The sequence below is a fragment of the Pseudoclavibacter sp. Marseille-Q434 genome (genome assembly GCF_050315415.1).
Taxonomy (GTDB): Bacteria; Actinomycetota; Actinomycetes; order Actinomycetales; family Microbacteriaceae; genus Pseudoclavibacter.
Window position 1 is genome coordinate 1195531 of sequence record NZ_JBNPQH010000001.1, and the last position, 16012, is coordinate 1211542.

Genomic DNA, 16012 nt, shown 5'->3' on the forward strand with positions numbered 1-16012 from the left:
TCGTAGAGTACATACTGCCGCGCCTCCGCTAGCGTCAAGCCAACACGAGCTTTACCAGGAGCGGAAACAGATCGACCCACTTTCAGCCGTAAGAGCCATGAGACGCACTCTGGCGCGCTGAGGAGCTGCTAGATCCCCACCTCCTGTTCGAGGCTCCACGCACGACCGTCGCGTATGAAAGCACTTCGGCACCTCGAGGTCTGATCCCCGACTTGGACGGGGCCAAAGCCCTAGTCAGCCGCCGCTACCCTGCACGCACCCCGCCGGCAGCGAGTTCCCGCTGATCGAGAAGTCGTCGCAGGTGAGGAAGTGGGCTTGGTTGAGGCCGAGCACGTAGGCGATGACGACGATGCCTCCAACGACGGCGACGATCAGCCAGCGGCGGCGCTTCGTGGTGGTGGCCGCGAAGTCCGGCCAGACGATGCGCAGCAGCACCCACAACGTGAACGGCACGCAGATGAGCACCACCAGCAGCGCCGCGAGGTCGACGAGCGCGGTAGCGACGTCATCCGAGTCGTCGTCGACGAGGAAGTTCAGGACCAACCACGCCGTCGGCACCAGCAGCACAGCCGCACGACCGATTCGGCCCCACACAGGTCGCCGCTCGAGCAGCACGAACACGAACGCCGCAGTCGACGCCGCCCAGAAGCCAAGGATGTCGTCGAAGAACACCTCACCCCACGCACCAAGCGTGAACGCCGGCCACCAGGCCACCGCCGCCATACCCACCATGACGACACCGAGCGGCACGTCCCGCTGACGATCGACCAGGGTCACTGCGACATTCTCGGGGGTGCTCACCCCCGAAACGTAGCGCCCAACCGGGCGACGCGGAAGCCTCCCAACGGCCCACGGCCCACGGCCCACGCCGAGCCGCCGTGCACAAGCCGCGCCGCACATCCGCCCGCCGCCACCCAGCCAGGCACCCCGCAACCGCGTGTAGCTTTCTCTCACCCCGTGTGAGAAGTTGAGTCGACCAGCGCCGCAGCTTCGCCGGAATCCCCCGTCACGCTTCGCCTGAAGGAGCACCCGATGTCGTTCCCCGCACGCGCATGAGCGCCATCCTCGAGTTGCCCATCATCAACTCGCCGGCGATGTGGATCATCTACCTCGTCGCCATCGCCTTCACGGTCACGCTGCTCATCCGCAAGAACAGCAAGAGCAAGCACGGCAAGACGAAGAGGTGGCTGCCGCGCGCGCTCATCGGCATCGTCGGCGGCGCCATCGTCGGGTTCCTCATCTACCTCGGCGGCAACGCCCTCGACCTGTTCGGCGTCGAGCTTCCAGGCCCCGTCGGCACGTGGGCCGCCGCCACCTTCGCCGGCATCGGCCTCGCCATCGCGTCCTTCCCCCGCTCGAAGCCCTGGCGCAAGATCGTCGCGGCCATCTCGATCCTCGCCTACCTCGTCGCCGGCGCAACCGGCATCAACGCGCTCTACGGCCTCAACCCAACCCTCGGCTCCGTGTTCGGCATCGTCGAAGAAGACCAGATCACGCTCCCCGACTTCAACGCCGACAACCGGCAAGCCCCGACGCAGCCCCTCGCTTCGACCTGGCAGGCCCCCGCAGATATGCCCTCGGTCGGCGAACGCGGCTCCGTCCCCATCCCCGGCACCGCATCGGGCTTCGTCGCCCGGGACGCGGGCATCTACCTGCCCCCGGCGGCCCTCGTCGAGAACGCACCCGCCCTCCCCGTCGTCATCATGATGATGGGCTACGTCGGCAACCCCGATCCCACGATCATCAGCGACGTCCTCGACCAGTTCGCCGCCGACCACAACGGCCTCGCACCCATCGTCGTCGTCGCCGACCAGCTCGGCGGCCAAGGTGACGTCGACCCTGCCTGCGCCGACTCCGCCAAGTACGGCAACGCCGAAACCTACGTCACGACCGACGTCGTCAACTGGGTCAACGCGAACCTCAACGTCATCCAGGACCCCAAGTACTGGACCGTCGCCGGCTACTCCAACGGCGGCGGATGCGCAGCGAAGTACGGCGCGAAGGACCCGGGCACGTTCAAGAACATCATCAGCGTCTCCGGCGAGCAGTACCCGGGCTCCGAAACCCCCGACGCTGTCCAAGCGGACATCTACGGCGGAGACGCCGCCGCCTTCGAATCGTCGAAGCCGGTCAACATCTTCCAGGCCGCCCCAGCCGGCACCTACGCGGGCATGACCGCGATCTTCACGGCAGGCAGCGAAGACCCCGACTTCGTGTCCATGGCCACCACCGTCTCCAACGCCACGCAAGCGCTCGGCATCAACACCACCCTCTTCATCGTGCAAGGCGCCGACCACGGCGGCGACGCCGTCAGCGGCGGCCTCACCGAAGGCTTCAACGTGCTCTACCCGGTGCTCGGACTGTCCTCGGGGAGCTGAGCAGGCATCCGCTGCGGTGCGAACCAGCATCGGCAGCTGCGCGAAAAGCGTGCCGACGGCTCCGAGCGAGCGTCCCGCTTGAAAAAGTGGTGGAGGACTCTGGAATCGCACCAGACAAGGCGTCTCAAGAACGCGTCCCCCAAGGGTTCTGAGTGTAGGGGCGGAGCACTCATCGTGGCAAGCATCAATCGTGGATCGGGCGCTTGAGGAGTATGAAGGCAGAAAGTCGCCCCGCGCGGACCAGAGATTTCCGCGCGGGGCGACCCTCGCATCCGCTCAGTCGCTGATGGGGAATGACACCCGGACCGGCCCGTCGACCGCATCCTCAGCGCGCACCAGCGTGACCGTGCCGCCGTCGACTCGAGCCGTCGCGCTGACGGCCGTGGCGCCCTCGAGGTCCAGACCACTCGCGAACCCTTCAAGCGCGACGGCCTCTCCGGCCGGCACATCGACGAACGCATGCGCCGTGTTTCCCGTGCGGGTCCAGCGCACCCACGGGTCCTCGCCCTCCGCACCCAACGAGTCGTCCAATGGCCGCGACCCGAAGATCGCCTCCCCGTGCACCGCGTTCCAGGCGCCGAGCGTCTCGAGTGTGCGGCGCTGCAGCTCGGGCACCTCCCCCGACGCGGTCAGCCCGATGTTGAGCAGGAAGTTGCCGCCACGAGACACGATGTCCACGAAGTTGCGAATGGCATCGACCCCACCGAGCGAGTTCGACTCGTCCTCGAGCGTGTTGTGGCCGAAGGAGAACCCGACTCCGCGGCAGTTCTCCCACGCGCCGTCGCCCTCCTGGGAACGCCCCTGCTCGTACTCGCTCGTGCGGAAGTCCCAGTGCGTCTCGCCCCAACGATCGTTGGAGACACCCTCCGGCCTGCTCGCGTAGAACTTCTCGAAGATGTTCACGAGGCTCTTCTCACCGGGCGCCTTGCCAGCATCCGGCCACTCGATATCACCCCACAGCACCTCCGGGTCGTACTTCTCAATGAGGTCCACGACATGGTCGTGGGCGTAATCGGCGTACTCCTTATCGACCGGGCGCCGGTCCCCCTCGATGGGACCATCGATGACGGCCGCATTCGTGAAGTGCCAGTCGAGGCCACCCGAGTAGTAGACGCCGAACTTCACGCAGCGAGCCTCAGCCGCTTCCTTGAACTCCGCGACGAGGTCGCGCTTCGGACCACGGCTGACCGTGTTTCGCTCCCCCGTCCCCGGCGCATCCCACAGGGTCACACCATCGTGGTGCTTCGTCGTCGGCACGAAGTACCGCGCTCCGGTCGACTTCACGAGATCCATGACGGCGCCCGCATCGAAGTTCTCCGCCTTCCACAGGTCGATGAACTCGTCATAGTGGGCCCCGCCGAAGACCTCCTGCTGGTGCTGATGCGCCGGGCTGCCCTCGATGCGCACCGTGTTGTAGTACCACTCGGCGTACGGATTGTGCCTGAACCAGTACTCCTCGTCGAAGGTGCCGAGCGGCCCGATCGGCTCGGCCCACGCGGGCACCGAGTACGCACCCCAGTGCACGAAGATGCCGAGCTTCGCATCCTGGTACCACTCCGGTGTCTCACGCTCGAACTTCTGGTAGGCCTCTGGGCGGACGGGTTCTGACTTGAACATTGCCATGGGCGGAGCTTCCTCTCTGAAGCGTTAGCGATTGCCTTGCGGAGATCTGCGGGAAAGGTTGGGACTCAGCGACCGCCCATGCCGGACGTCACGACGCCCCGCACGAGGTGCTTCTGCAGAGCCACGAGCAGCACGGTCGTCGGCAGCATCGAGATGACGGACGCCGCCATCAGCAGATGCCACTGCGTGCCCTGCTGGCCGAAGAACTGCTGCAGGCCGAGCGGAATGGTGCCGAGCGCGCTCACGTCATTCACGATGATGAGCGGCCACAGGAACGAGTTCCAGTAGGTGATGAAGGTGAAGACCGCGAGCACGGCCAGCGTCGACCGCGACAGGGGCAGCATGATCCGGAAGAAGATCGCCACGGTTCCTGCCCCATCGAGCCGGGCAGCATCCTCGAGCTCCTGCGGCACCGTCATGTAGAACTGGCGCAGCAGGAACGCCCCGAGCGCCGTGAACGCCCACGGGATGATGAGCGCCTCGTACGAGTTGACCCAGCCGAACGAGCGCATGAGCACGAACGCCGGCACGATGATGACCTCCTGCGGGAGCATCATCGTCGCGAGGAACACGGCGAACGTGGCGCCGCGTCCCTTCCACTTGAGCCGCGAGAAGGCGTAACCCGAGAGCGCCGCGACCGCGAGGGTCAGCGCGGTGCCGAGCACGGCGACGATCATGCCGTTCATGAGGTACTGGCCGAACGGCGCGTACTCGAAGACCTCGGCAAAGTTGCCCCATTCGAGCGTCGAGCCGAACAGGCTCGGCGGGGTCGAGAAGATCTCGTTCGGCTTCTTCAGCGACGAGCCGATCATCACGAGCAGCGGCGAGATGAAGATGAGTGTGACGATGCCGAGCAGCACGTACCCGATGGCAGAGCGGATGCGCTGCCCGGTTCGACTCGGCGGTGCGGACCGGCGCCTCGTCACGGCGGTATCGCTAGTCATAGTGCACCCACTTCTTCTGGCCGATGAACTGCACGGCGGTGATCACGAGGATCATGACGAACAGCACCCATCCGGCGGCCGCGGCGAGCCCGAGCTGCTGGAACGTGAAGCCCTGGTTGTAGATGAACTGCACGAGCGTCAGCGTCGACGTGCCAGGCCCGCCCTTCGTGAGGATGTACGGCTGGATGAACACCTGGAACGACGTGATGAGCGTCATGATCGTGGCGAAGAACAGAGACGGCGAGATGAGCGGCAGCTGGATGCGCCAGAAGATCGTCCACGGGTTCGCTCCGTCGAGCTGCGCCGCCTCGATCTGGTTCTCCGGCACGGAGTCGAGCGCCGCCGAGAACACGAGCATGTTGTAGCCGAAGCCCTGCCAGACGCTCATCACGACGATCGCCGCCATCGCCCAGTTCGGATCTGCCAGGAAGTTCGGCAGCTCGATTCCGAAGAGCGTCTGCGAGGTCGCGTCGAGCGTGCCACCCGGCTCGTAGATGAGGCGCCACACGACCGCGTTCGCGACAATCGGCGTGACCGTGGGCAGGAAGAACAGGACCCGGAAGAACTGCCTGCCCTTGATCCGCGGCGACAGCCACGCCGCCATGCCCATCGAGACGATGAGGTTCAGGGGGACGTAGAGGACGACGAAGAGCAGCGTGTTGCCGAGCGCCGCCCGGAACGTGTCATCGGCGAACAGCCGCTCGAAGTTGTCGAGGCCCGTGAACGTCGGGCTGCCGATCATCGGCCAGTCATGGAAGCTCATGACGAGGGCGATCACGATGGGCGTCAGTGTGAAGAGCCCAAGGCCGATCGCGTGGGGGGCGGCGAATGCCGGCCCCCACAGGTTCCGTCGCTGCCGACGCGGCGGAGGCGACGGCTTCTTCGCCTCGGTGGTGAGCGGAACCGCGGGCGAGGTCGCCGTGGGCTCGGAGGTCAGCGTCATGATCCGAGCTGCGTCGCGATCTCGGGCAGGATCTCGTCGGCCGGCTTGTCGCCATTCACCATCTGCGGTCCGTACTGCACGAGCAGCTGGTTGAACTGGTCACCCTTCGCGGAGCCCGGAAGCGGGGTCGCCGTCTCCAGCGCCGCATCCATCGCCTCCTGAAGTCCTTCGATGCCCGCGTTGTCGTACCAGACCTGCTGGGAGGCGGTCCGAGCCGGGAACGCGCGGCCCTGCTCGGCGAGCGACGTGAGCGTCTCCTCCGAGGTCATGCCGGCGATCGCCGCAAGCGCGGCTTCAGGATCGGAGCACTCCGACGAGATGCCGAAGCCGCTGCCCGCCGAGAAGGTGCCGCCACCGTTTGGGCCCGCCGGGAGCGTGGCGACGCCGATCTCGAAGTCTGACTTCGCGTTGAAGTCGAGGAGGAGCCACGGCCCACCGACGACGGATGCGGCCGAGCCGTTCATGAAGGCGTTGTCGTCGGCAGTGTTGTCCGGCCCGTTCGCGACCGTCGCGCGGCCATCCTGGACAGCGCTCGCGATCCACTCGACGCCCTCGCCGAAGGCCGGGTTGTCGAAGGTGAACTCACCGCTCTCGTCGAGCACACGTCCCCCGTTGTAGGCGAGCACGCTGCTCTCGAGGAACAGATCCTCGACCGTCGTCGCCATACCCACCTGGCCAGCGTCTTTGAGCTTCGCAGTAGCCGCGTCGAACTCGTCGGCCGTCCAGCCCGGCTCGGGGTCGGCGACGCCCGCCGCCGCGAACGCGTCCTTGTTGTAGTAGAGCACCATGGGGCCGGTGTCGTAGGGAATCGCGTACTGCTGGCCGTCGACCCGCATCGCGTCCAGCGCACCCTCATCGAACTCGGCGAGGTCGATGTCCGACCCTGCGATGAGGTCGTCGAGCGGGAGCAGTCCGTTGTTGAACTGGTTGATGCGGAGGCTCTGCATCGAGACGATGCACGGGGCCGAGGAGGTGCCGAGCTGCGTGGACAGCTTCGTCCAGTAGTCGGCGAAGGGCGCCCCCTGCAGGGTCACACCGACTCCGGCTGCTGCCGCCCCGGCTTCACCGACGGACTGCCAGGCCGTCTGGTCTTCGGTGGAACCGATCCACATGGACCAGACGAGGCCGTCGGCCGACTCCGCCGTTCCCCCGGACGCGCAGCCGGCGAGGGCCAGCGACCCGATCGCGAGGGCGGCAGCGGCGGTCTTCGTGCGTCTCTTCATCGTTATCTCCTTTGATGTTGCGATGTTGGGGATCAGACCCCGGATGCTTCGCCAGAAGCGATCTAATCATCCGATGTTTGAATGGTCAAGAGCGAGTTTCGAAGTTCAATCACGGTCGAATGGTCGTAAACATCGGTTCAACCGCGTGCCGACGGAAGGCGGAGTCCGGCCATGCCGCCATCCACTGCGAGGCTCGTGCCCGTCGTCGACCTCGCACCGGGGCCAGCCAGGTACGCGACCGCCTCAGCGACTTCTCCGGCACTCACAAGTCGCCCTGAGGGCTGCCGTGCCTCGAGCGCCTCTCGAGCGGCAGCCGGGTCCTCGGTCGCCGCGAGCAGGCGCTGCACCCACGGAGTGTCCGCCGTCCCCGGGTTCACCGCGTTGACGCGAACCCCGTCCGCGAGGTGATCGGCGGCCATCTGCAGCGTCAACGCGAAGAGAGCCCCTTTGGTCGCGCCGTAGACGGCACGCTGCGGCAGGCCCGCCGAGGCCGCGATCGAGCACGTGTTCACTACCGAAGCGCACGGCGAGCGGCGCAGGTGCGGCAGGGCGGCTCGCGTCACCCTCACCGCGCCGAGCACATTGATGTCGAATGCCCGATGCCATTCCTCGTCCGGGTTGTCCTCGATCGAGCCGACCGAGCTGATCCCGGCATTGTTGACGACGATGTCGAGGCGGCCGTGCTGCTCGACCACCTGGTCGACCGCCGCACGCACCGCCGCGTCGTCCCCGATGTCGACGACGAGCCCCTCCTCGCTCGACACGAGGTCGAAGGGGACGACGAACGCGCCATCTGCACGCAGGCGCTCGGTGATCGCGGCCCCGATCCCGGACGCGCCCCCGGTGACGACGGCGACCAGCCCCTCCATCGAGCCCCTCACACGATCACCTGGCGCTGGGACCCGAGGCCGTCGATCCCGAGCTCGACCACATCCCCGACCCTGAGGTACGGGAACCGGCCGGAGAGGGCGACCCCTTCCGGCGTCCCCGTCAGCACGACGTCGCCAGGCTCGAGGGCCAGGTACTGGCTCAGTGTCCAGATGATGTGCGGGACGTCGAAGATCATGTCGGCCGTCGACGAGTCCTGCCTCGGCTCGCCGTTCACCGTGCTCCACAGGCGCAGCGCCCGGAAATCGACTTCGTCCGGGGTCACGAGCTCCGGCCCAAGGGGAGAGAAGCGCGGGGCTGACTTCCCCTTGCTCCACTGTCCGCCAGGGGCTTCGAGCTGCCAGGCACGCTCGGACAGGTCGTTGCCGACCACGAACCCGGCCACCGCATCCATCGCCTCGTCAGCGCTCTCGAGGTAGCTGACTCGCTTCGAGATCACGACACCGAGTTCAACCTCCCAGTCGGACTTCTCAGACCCTTGAGGCAGCGGCACATCATCGAACGGCCCGGAGATGGTGTTGGGCGTCTTCAGGAAGACGATGACGTCGCTGGGTGGCGCCGCCCCTGACTCGGCGGCGTGTGCCGCGTAGTTCATGCCGACGCAGACGATCGCCGACGGACGCGCGACCGGCGCCCCGACCCTGAGACCTGCCGATCCGTCGAGCACCGGCAGCTCGCCGGCAGCATGAGCCGCCTTGGCGCGCGCGATGCCGTCCGTCTCGAAGAACTCGCCGTCGAGGTCCGCAGTGACCCCGCTCAGGTCGAAGTCGATGCCATGCACTCGCAGCACGGGAACCTCGGACCCTTCGTCACCCAATCGAAGAAAACGCATGCACCACGCTCCAAACATCTGAAGATTACGGCCGCTTTTGGCCTCGGACGCGGCCACTGTAGCACTTGACGCGGCATTGATCAGATGTTTACTGTTCTCAGCAAGGAGGAACAATGAGCAAAGTTCAGTCACTGACGACTGTCGACGTACGGTTCCCGACGTCGCTGACCGCTGATGGCACCGACGCGATGAATCTCGACCCCGACTACTCAGCGGCCTATGCGGTGATCGAGACCGACGCCGCTGATGGCCTCTCCGGCCACGCGTTCGCATTCACGATCGGGCGGGGCAACGACGTGCAGGTCGCCGCCATCCGGTCGCTCGAGCAGTACCTCATCGGGCGCGACGTCGAAGAGCTGCTCGCCGACATGGGGGCCACGTATCGGAGTTTCGTCTACGACTCGCAGCTGCGCTGGCTCGGCCCCGAGAAGGGCGTCATGCACATGGCGATCGGCGCCGTGGTCAACGCCCTCTGGGACCTCAAAGCCAAGCGCGCAGGCCAGCCGTTGTGGAAGGTCCTCTCCTCGATGTCACCCGAGGAGCTCGTCGACCTGGTCGACTTCCGCTACCTGTCCGACGCGCTGACGCGGGACGAAGCCCTGCAGCTGCTGGAGGCCGCGGTGCCGGGACGCGAAGCGCGAGAGGCTTCCCTGCTGCGCACGGGCTACCCGGCCTACACGACGACGCCGGGCTGGCTCGGCTACTCCGACGAGAAGCTCGCGCGCCTCTGCCGCGAGGCGCTCGCCGAGGGCTTCCCGCAGATCAAGCTCAAGGTCGGCGGCAGCATCGACGACGACATCAGACGGATGCGCATCGCCCGCGAGATCTGCGGGTCCGACTTCCCCATAGCCATCGACGCGAACCAGCGCTGGGACACCCAGGATGCGATCGAGTGGATCACCGCGCTCGCCCCCTTCGGCGTCGCCTGGGTCGAGGAGCCCACGAGCCCGGACGACGTGCTCGCCCACGCCGCCATCGCTCGCGCCATCGCCCCCATTCCGGTCGCCACCGGTGAACACGCGCACAGCCGGGTCATGTTCAAGCAGTTCCTGCAAGCTGGCGCCATGCAGGTCATGCAGATCGACGCGAGCCGAGTCGGCGGAGTCAATGAGAACATCGCGAACCTGCTGCTCGCCGCGAAGTTCGGCGTGCGCGTCTGCCCGCACGCCGGCGGGGTGGGCCTCTGCGAGGCGGTGCAGCACCTCTCGATGTTCGACTTCGTCGCCGTGAGCGGCACCATGGAGGACCGGATGATCGAATTCGTCGACCACCTGCACGAGCACTTCGTCACCCCGACAGTGCTCACGGGCGGGCACTACGTGACACCCCTCGCCCCAGGAGCCGGGACCGAGATGCTCGCGCAGACCCTCATCGACTACGCCTTCTCGTCTGAGCCGGTCGTGGTCGCATGATCGAACGGCTCGGCTTCGGGGCCGCCTCTATCGGCAACCTCTACCGTGAAGTCTCCGACGAGCAGGCCCGGGCCGCACTCGCAGCCGCGTGGGACGAAGGCGTCCGCGTGTACGACACGGCACCGCACTACGGCCTCGGGCTGTCCGAGCGTCGCCTCGGCGATTTCCTCACGAACCTCCCCGCCGAGGAGTACACGCTCTCGACGAAGGTCGGGCGACTCCTCGTCCCCAACCCTGACTTCACCGGCGGAACGGACGAAGCCGACGGCTTCGCCGTGCCCGACGAACTCGTCCGCCGCTACGATCCGTCGAAGTCCGGCGTCGAGCGAAGCCTCAGCGAATCCCTCGAGCGCATGGGCGTCGACGTCGTTGACGTCGCGTACCTCCACGACCCGGACGTCTACGACCTCGACGCCGGCATCTCGCAGGGGCTGCCGGCCCTCGTGACGCTGCGTGAGCAGGGCGTCATCTCCGAAGTCGGCATCGGCGTCAACAGCGTCGATGCTGCACTTCGGGCCGTGAACGAGAGCGACATCGACGTCGTCATGATCGCCGGACGCTACACCCTCCTCGAGCAGCCGGCGGCGGCGGAGTTGCTCCCCCGCTGCCTCGAACGTGGCGTCAGAGTGGTGACGGCCGCCGTCTTCAACTCCGGCTTGCTCGCCACAGCGACTCGTTCGGCCAGCGCGCACTACAACTACGGTGCGGTCCCGGATGCGGTCGCCGCGCGGGTCGACCGCCTCGCGCAGGTCTGCGGAGCGTACGACGTGACGCTCCCACAGGCCGCCATCCAGTTCCCCCTGCGGCACCCCGCCGTCTCAACGGTCGTGGTCGGGACGTCGCGCGCCGCCGCCGTTCGCGAGAACGCAGAGCACCTCCGGGCACCCATCCCCGAGGAGCTGTGGCAGGAGCTTGCAGCGCTCGAGCTGATTCCTGTGCCGGTGATAGCCCGGTAGGAGACGGCTGGGCCGTCGTGGGGCTTGGCCGTGGCAGCGTGCTCCGACGCCGTCGCGGTCGGCTCGGCGCTGGGCGCGCCCGCCGCCCGAGCGTCAGCGCTCGAGGCGGTAGACGCGCGCTGCCGTGCCGGAGCCGATCTCCATCCATTCGACGTCGGAGACCTGCCCTCGGACGAAGTCCAACCACTCGGCGGTCGACAGACCCGCGCCGCCGACCGCGCTGACCGGCCAATCGCTGCCGAACATGGCCCGCTCGGCGCCGAACACGTCAAGCGCCGTCTCGATGGCGTGCGCAGCCCGAGCCCGAAACGTGGGTCCCGCCTTCGCACCCGCGGACATTTCCGCGGACAACCCGCTGAGCTTCACGTGAGCACCGGGCAGGGCTCCGATCCTGCGCAGTCCGACCTCCCAACCCGCCCAGGCCTCCGACTTCACGTCGGAATCGAGCGGCGGCTTGCCGATGTGATCGAGCACCACCGTGAGCGGCGACGATCGCTCGAGTAGGCCGGCCAGCTCCTCGAGCTGCCACCAGCGCACGCAGGCATCGAAACTCGAGTCCCTCCGCGCCAGCGCATCGAGCCCGAGGACCAGAGCGTTAGAGCGCAGCACTCGCACATCGAAGTCCTGCAGGAGGTGACGCACACCCCGATACAGCGGCAGCTCCTCGAGCGCATCGAGGTGTGCGCCGAGTTCAACCGGAGGACTCAGAAGATCGGCGTCCGCGACGATGCCGGCCAGGGCTGGCCATCCCGGGGCCAGAGACTGAACCCACGTCGCCTCCGCCAACGCGTCCGCGGGCCTCGCACCCGCTTGGACGAACACCGCGGCACCAACTCTCCCACGCTGAGCGTCGTAGGCCCGTGGAAGGCGGGATGTCGCGAGCTCGGGCAGATCGTCGAGCCAGTCGAGACGCAGCAGCGACCGATCCCAGACGTGGACGTGGGCGTCCACCGGCGCGGGGGCAACGAAGCGCTCCACGTCAGCTGCGCCGCTTCTGTGCCTCGAGATCCCACATCAGCTCGAGCGGAGCATACCCCTCGCTACCATCCGAGTCTCGAAAGAGTTCGACGAAGCGTCCGATGTCTTGCTGCCAGCGGGCATTCGCCGGGTCCTCGTCGAGCGCCTCGTTCGCCGCATCCCAGTCGTCGCAGATCACATCGTGAAAGAGCCGGAGGCCCGACCGGAAGATCGTCCAGCTGCGAATGCCGACACGATCGAACGTGGCGACGAGCTCCTCCGGAATGACGGCGTGGCTCTCCCGGTACTGATCGACCGCACCAGCCTTGATCTCCGAATGGAGCGCGACCCTCATCGCGCGTCTCGCAGCCAGCGCTCGACACCGGACACGTGCGCGAGCGTGAGCGCGGCCGTGAGCTCCGCGTCCCCCGAACGCAGCGCATCCAGAATCGCTCTGTGCTCGTCGACCGTGCGAGACACTGCGCCGGCTTGTGTGATGCCGCGCCAGACGCGCGCCCGAACGGTCCGGCTCGAGAGCGAGTCGATGAGGCTCGTCAGATACTTGTTCCCGGTGCTCTCGACGATGTGCCTGTGGAACTTGAGGTCGTGCTCGATCAGCCCCTCGACCTCGGTGTCGTCGTCGATCTCGCTCAGGATCTCCTCGAGCTGCGTGAGCTGCTCGGGGGACGCCACACGCGCCGCGACCGCCGCCGCCTGTGGCTCCAGCATCCGTCGGACCGCCAAGATCTCGAGCACGCTGTCGTCCTGATGCAGGTCCACGACGAAGTTCATGGCCTCCAAGAGCAGGCGCGGCTCGAGGCTCGTCACATAGGTTCCGTCGCCTCGCCGGACGTCGAGGACCCGGATGACCTCCAGCGCCTTCACCGCCTCGCGCAACGAGCTCCTCGACAGACCGAGGCGCTCGCTCAGCTCCTTCTCGGGCGGAAGTTTCGAGCCAGGCACAAGATCGCCGGAGACGATCATCTCCTTGATTCGCAGGATAGCTCCATCGGTAACTGCCATGGCCACATGCTAGTGCAATCATCCGATGTCTGCGCGCTGCGAGACGAACGACGGGCGCGTTCGTTCAGCGCACCTCTCGAGCTCTGCAGGGTCAAAGCGCCGACTTGGACAGCGCTGCAACTCGCTGAGACTCAGGCGATCGCCTTCTTGGTGTCAGCGCTGCGCCAGTCGATCGACTTCGCGAGCACGCCGGTCACCGCGATGAGAATCGCAACCGCAAGCGCGGCGACACCGACCAGCGTCGACTCGGGTGCATCCGAGAGCCGCCCGAAGCCGACCCAGGCGACACCCCAGATGATGGCGGCCGAGACGGCGAGGTTCTTCCAACGCCAGATGTAGAACGTTGCGAGGCCGAGGACGGCGACCAGTGCGGCGGTCGTGGAGATCTCGCCGAGCGTGCTCTCGGCTTCGACACCTGTCGAGACGATGGCGGCGCCAAGGTTCGCGAGCGTGGCGACCGACACCCAGCCCAGGTAGAGGCCGAACGTGGTGTCGACGGCGAGGCGCTCACCCCAGTTCTCGGCGGGATGCGCGGCGATGCGGCTCACGAGCACGATGCAGACAGCGAGCAGCGCGACGATGACGCCGACGCTCACCCAGATGAGGCCGAACTGGGTGACCAGCAGCCACCCCGCGTTGAGGAGCATGGAAAGGGCGGCCCACCAGCCGGTGGCCCGCGCCTTGGCGGAGTGCGCCTGCTTCGGCAGCCACTGCCAGACGACGTACGCGAACAGGCCCAGGTAGATGACCGACCAGATCGAGAACGCGGTGCCAGCGGGAGCGATGAGTGTGGCGTCGGCGGAGAGGTTGCCGCTCGACGACTGGTTGACCTCGGTGCCGCCGAACAGGCCCACCCCGAAGAGGGTCCCGACGACGCAGAGGATTCCAGAGACGGTCACGAACAGACGACGAAGCAGATCGGAGGACATGCAAAGAAGCTAAACGATCTAACTGAATGGGCCGTGGGTGTTGACGACCCCGTGCCCGCCGAGACGATTGGCCCGGCCCCGCTGAGCGCGGGACCGGGCCACCGAAGCCTGACCGAGTTCGACCTACAGCTCGACCTTGGCGTTGTCACCCTCGAGCGGCTCCCCGGACACCTTCGACTTGATGAAGCTGAAGGCAGTCGCGATGCGGCCGCCCGGGCTATCCCAGTACTCGGCGCCGCTCGCCGAGAACTTCAGCACGCCCACGTTCGGGTCCTCTGGTCCGTTCGGGAACCACGCCTCCGCCGCGGGGTTCCACAGCTCGCGCAGCTTCTCCGGCGCATTCACGAGTCCGGCAGTGCCCGACAGCGAGACCCACGAGTCGTTCGAGCTCAGCGACACCCCGGCACGCGAGTCCGCGCCCAGGTTCCGCACCGTGGTCGAGTCCTTCTGGATCAGGAACCACAGGTCGCCGTCGAACTCCGCCTCCTGGATCGTGAGCGGATGCGCGACCAGCGAACCCGAGCCCTCGATCGTCGTGAGCATGGCGAAGCGGAAGTCCTTAACGAGCTTCGCGATCTTCGCGACCTCATCGGACTGCGTCGCGTTCGAGTGCGCGCCGTGGCCGTCGTGCGTGGTGTGGTCAGTCATGTACTGCTCCTCGGGGTCGAATCCTGCACGCTGAGGCGCCCGCTCGGGGCGCTCCCGTTACCGGGACTCCGCGAACGTACGCACGCGGCATCCGAAGTCCCCTCGTGTCGCCCGAACGCCCGCCGTGCACTCCCGGCGTGCCACCTGGGAGGACCGCGCAGGGCGAGTGCTACGGCTCGAGGGAGCGACGGGCCCCGTAGCCGACCAGATCCCGCAGCCACCCCACGCCGCGCACGCTGGCACCGACCGCCACCGCACGTTCGCCCAGCTCCCGGTCGCTCGTCGCGACCGTCACGGACTCCCCCATCGCCAGGCGACGACGAGCCTCGTCGACGATCGCGTCGTCTCCGGATGCGGTGGCCCGGACCACGCTGACCGCGGCGTTCTTCACCGATTCGCTGGCCGCCGGGCAGCTGGCATCCCGCGCGGCACCTTCGACGACGACGGCGAACTCCGGGAACCACCGATCCCCGGTCAGTCCGAGGTCTGCCGCGGTGACGCCCGCGCTGGTGGCACTTCGGGAGGCGTGCGAGGGAGCGCCCGAGGTCGCCCCGGAGGCCGCGGTCGGGACGCTGGATACTGCGGCTCGCGCTCCGGCGAGCGCGAAAGCGTGCACCTTCGCGAGCAGACGCTCGGCAGCGCCGGCGCGGTCCCGCCACCAGCCATCCGGCACCGAGCCGACGACATTCGCCGCATCGACGATGACCACCGGCCGCACCGCGAGCGCGGACCGAAGCTCGGGCCAGGCGGCAGCGAACCCGTGATGGAGGGGCAGGTCGTCGACCTCGTCGATGGGGACCCACCGCAGCTCGAGGCTCTCCGCGTCGGCGATCACGGGCTCGAAGGGGTGGACGACGCGGGCGACGAGCGTCGTGTAGCGCCAGAAGCCGAGCTCCAGCACGCTGGTGAAGAGCGGAGTCATGGCCTCGGCAGGCACTCCGGCCTCCTCGGCGGCCTCGCGCAGCGCCCCGACGCTCGGCAGCTCACCCTCGTGGAGGGCGCCGCCCGGAATGCCCCAGGTGCCGCCGTGGTGGCTCCACTCTGCACGGTGCTGCAGGAGGATCCCGCGTTGCGGGTCCACGGCGACCAGACCTGCCGCGCCGAACCTGCCCCAGTAGCGCTGACCGGTGTCGGAGTACACCCACGCGTCACCCGGATCGCGTGGGCCGTGCAGGCGTCGCGAGACCTGTCTGCTGGCGGGGGAAGTCGTCACCCAGTCAGCTTCACACGGCGCGGCCACCCTGCCAAGGCCCGCG

Annotated in this window: 16 protein-coding genes; 3 read left to right on the forward strand and 13 right to left on the reverse strand. The window is 67.4% G+C overall.

Translation table 11 applies throughout. The annotated features are described in order from the left end of the window. Positions 1–234: 234 nt before the first annotated feature. Positions 235–777: a hypothetical protein gene (locus tag ACQFZP_RS05735; RefSeq protein ID WP_307852751.1), complete on the reverse strand. Its 543-nt coding sequence runs from the start codon at positions 775–777 to the stop codon at positions 235–237. A 275-nt stretch (positions 778–1052) separates the two neighbouring features. On the opposite strand from ACQFZP_RS05735, the gene ACQFZP_RS05740 reads away from it, so the two are divergent. Continuing rightward, a complete protein-coding gene (locus ACQFZP_RS05740; protein ID WP_211890576.1) occupies positions 1053–2378 on the forward strand; it encodes an alpha/beta hydrolase in 1326 nt (441 codons plus the stop codon). A gap of 276 nt (positions 2379–2654) precedes the next feature. Here the strand turns inward: ACQFZP_RS05740 and ACQFZP_RS05745 are convergent, their stop codons facing one another. The 6 genes from ACQFZP_RS05745 to ACQFZP_RS05770 all read right to left on the reverse strand — a co-directional run bounded on the left by ACQFZP_RS05745 (position 2655) and on the right by ACQFZP_RS05770 (position 8831). Beyond that, positions 2655–4001 (reverse strand): alpha-L-fucosidase, encoded by a 1347-nt coding sequence (locus ACQFZP_RS05745; RefSeq protein WP_211890577.1) that lies wholly within the window; start codon positions 3999–4001, stop codon positions 2655–2657. A 65-nt stretch (positions 4002–4066) separates the two neighbouring features. Beyond that, positions 4067–4945 carry a carbohydrate ABC transporter permease gene (locus tag ACQFZP_RS05750; protein ID WP_104311755.1) on the reverse strand — a complete coding sequence of 293 codons (879 nt, stop codon included), beginning with the start codon at positions 4943–4945 and terminating at the stop codon, positions 4067–4069. Beyond that, positions 4938–5888, reverse strand: coding sequence for a carbohydrate ABC transporter permease (locus ACQFZP_RS05755; RefSeq protein ID WP_211890578.1), 951 nt, complete (start codon positions 5886–5888; stop codon positions 4938–4940). The genes ACQFZP_RS05750 and ACQFZP_RS05755 overlap by 8 nt, the downstream gene beginning before the upstream one ends. Beyond that, entirely contained in the window at positions 5885–7111 is a 1227-nt protein-coding gene (locus ACQFZP_RS05760) for an ABC transporter substrate-binding protein (RefSeq protein ID WP_211890579.1), read from the reverse strand. The genes ACQFZP_RS05755 and ACQFZP_RS05760 overlap by 4 nt, the downstream gene beginning before the upstream one ends. A 137-nt stretch (positions 7112–7248) precedes the next feature. Further along, positions 7249–7980 (reverse strand): SDR family NAD(P)-dependent oxidoreductase, encoded by a 732-nt coding sequence (locus ACQFZP_RS05765; protein WP_211890580.1) that lies wholly within the window; start codon positions 7978–7980, stop codon positions 7249–7251. 8 nt (positions 7981–7988) lie between these two features. Further along, positions 7989–8831 carry a fumarylacetoacetate hydrolase family protein gene (locus tag ACQFZP_RS05770; protein ID WP_211890581.1) on the reverse strand — a complete coding sequence of 281 codons (843 nt, stop codon included), beginning with the start codon at positions 8829–8831 and terminating at the stop codon, positions 7989–7991. 113 nt (positions 8832–8944) lie between these two features. Here ACQFZP_RS05770 and ACQFZP_RS05775 point away from each other — a divergent pair, with 113 nt between their 5' ends. Together ACQFZP_RS05775 and ACQFZP_RS05780 are read left to right on the forward strand one after the other, a co-directional pair. After that, complete coding sequence (locus ACQFZP_RS05775; RefSeq protein WP_211890582.1) at positions 8945–10243, forward strand: enolase C-terminal domain-like protein; 1299 nt, start codon at positions 8945–8947, stop codon at positions 10241–10243. Further along, on the forward strand, positions 10240–11199 hold the full coding sequence (locus ACQFZP_RS05780; protein WP_211890583.1) for an aldo/keto reductase: 960 nt from the start codon (positions 10240–10242) through the stop codon (positions 11197–11199). Before ACQFZP_RS05775 ends, ACQFZP_RS05780 begins: the two co-directional genes overlap by 4 nt. Before the next feature lie 93 nt (positions 11200–11292). Here the strand turns inward: ACQFZP_RS05780 and ACQFZP_RS05785 are convergent, their stop codons facing one another. The 6 genes from ACQFZP_RS05785 to ACQFZP_RS05810 form a co-directional block, all read right to left on the reverse strand. Continuing rightward, positions 11293–12177, reverse strand: coding sequence for an amidohydrolase family protein (locus ACQFZP_RS05785; RefSeq protein ID WP_211890584.1), 885 nt, complete (start codon positions 12175–12177; stop codon positions 11293–11295). Between the two features lies 1 nt (position 12178). Continuing rightward, on the reverse strand, positions 12179–12511 hold the full coding sequence (locus ACQFZP_RS05790; RefSeq protein ID WP_211890585.1) for an L-rhamnose mutarotase: 333 nt from the start codon (positions 12509–12511) through the stop codon (positions 12179–12181). Then, entirely contained in the window at positions 12508–13179 is a 672-nt protein-coding gene (locus ACQFZP_RS05795; protein ID WP_211890586.1) for a FadR/GntR family transcriptional regulator, read from the reverse strand. Before ACQFZP_RS05795 ends, ACQFZP_RS05790 begins: the two co-directional genes overlap by 4 nt. Before the next feature lie 131 nt (positions 13180–13310). Continuing rightward, entirely contained in the window at positions 13311–14108 is a 798-nt protein-coding gene (locus ACQFZP_RS05800) for a tryptophan-rich sensory protein (RefSeq protein ID WP_211890587.1), read from the reverse strand. A gap of 123 nt (positions 14109–14231) precedes the next feature. Then, a complete protein-coding gene (locus ACQFZP_RS05805; protein WP_211890588.1) occupies positions 14232–14756 on the reverse strand; it encodes a pyridoxamine 5'-phosphate oxidase family protein in 525 nt (174 codons plus the stop codon). A 169-nt stretch (positions 14757–14925) separates the two neighbouring features. Continuing rightward, the gene (locus ACQFZP_RS05810) at positions 14926–15969 is read right to left on the reverse strand and encodes an NUDIX domain-containing protein (RefSeq protein ID WP_307852752.1); all 1044 of its coding nucleotides are present in this window, start codon (positions 15967–15969) and stop codon (positions 14926–14928) included. Positions 15970–16012 lie beyond the last annotated feature (43 nt).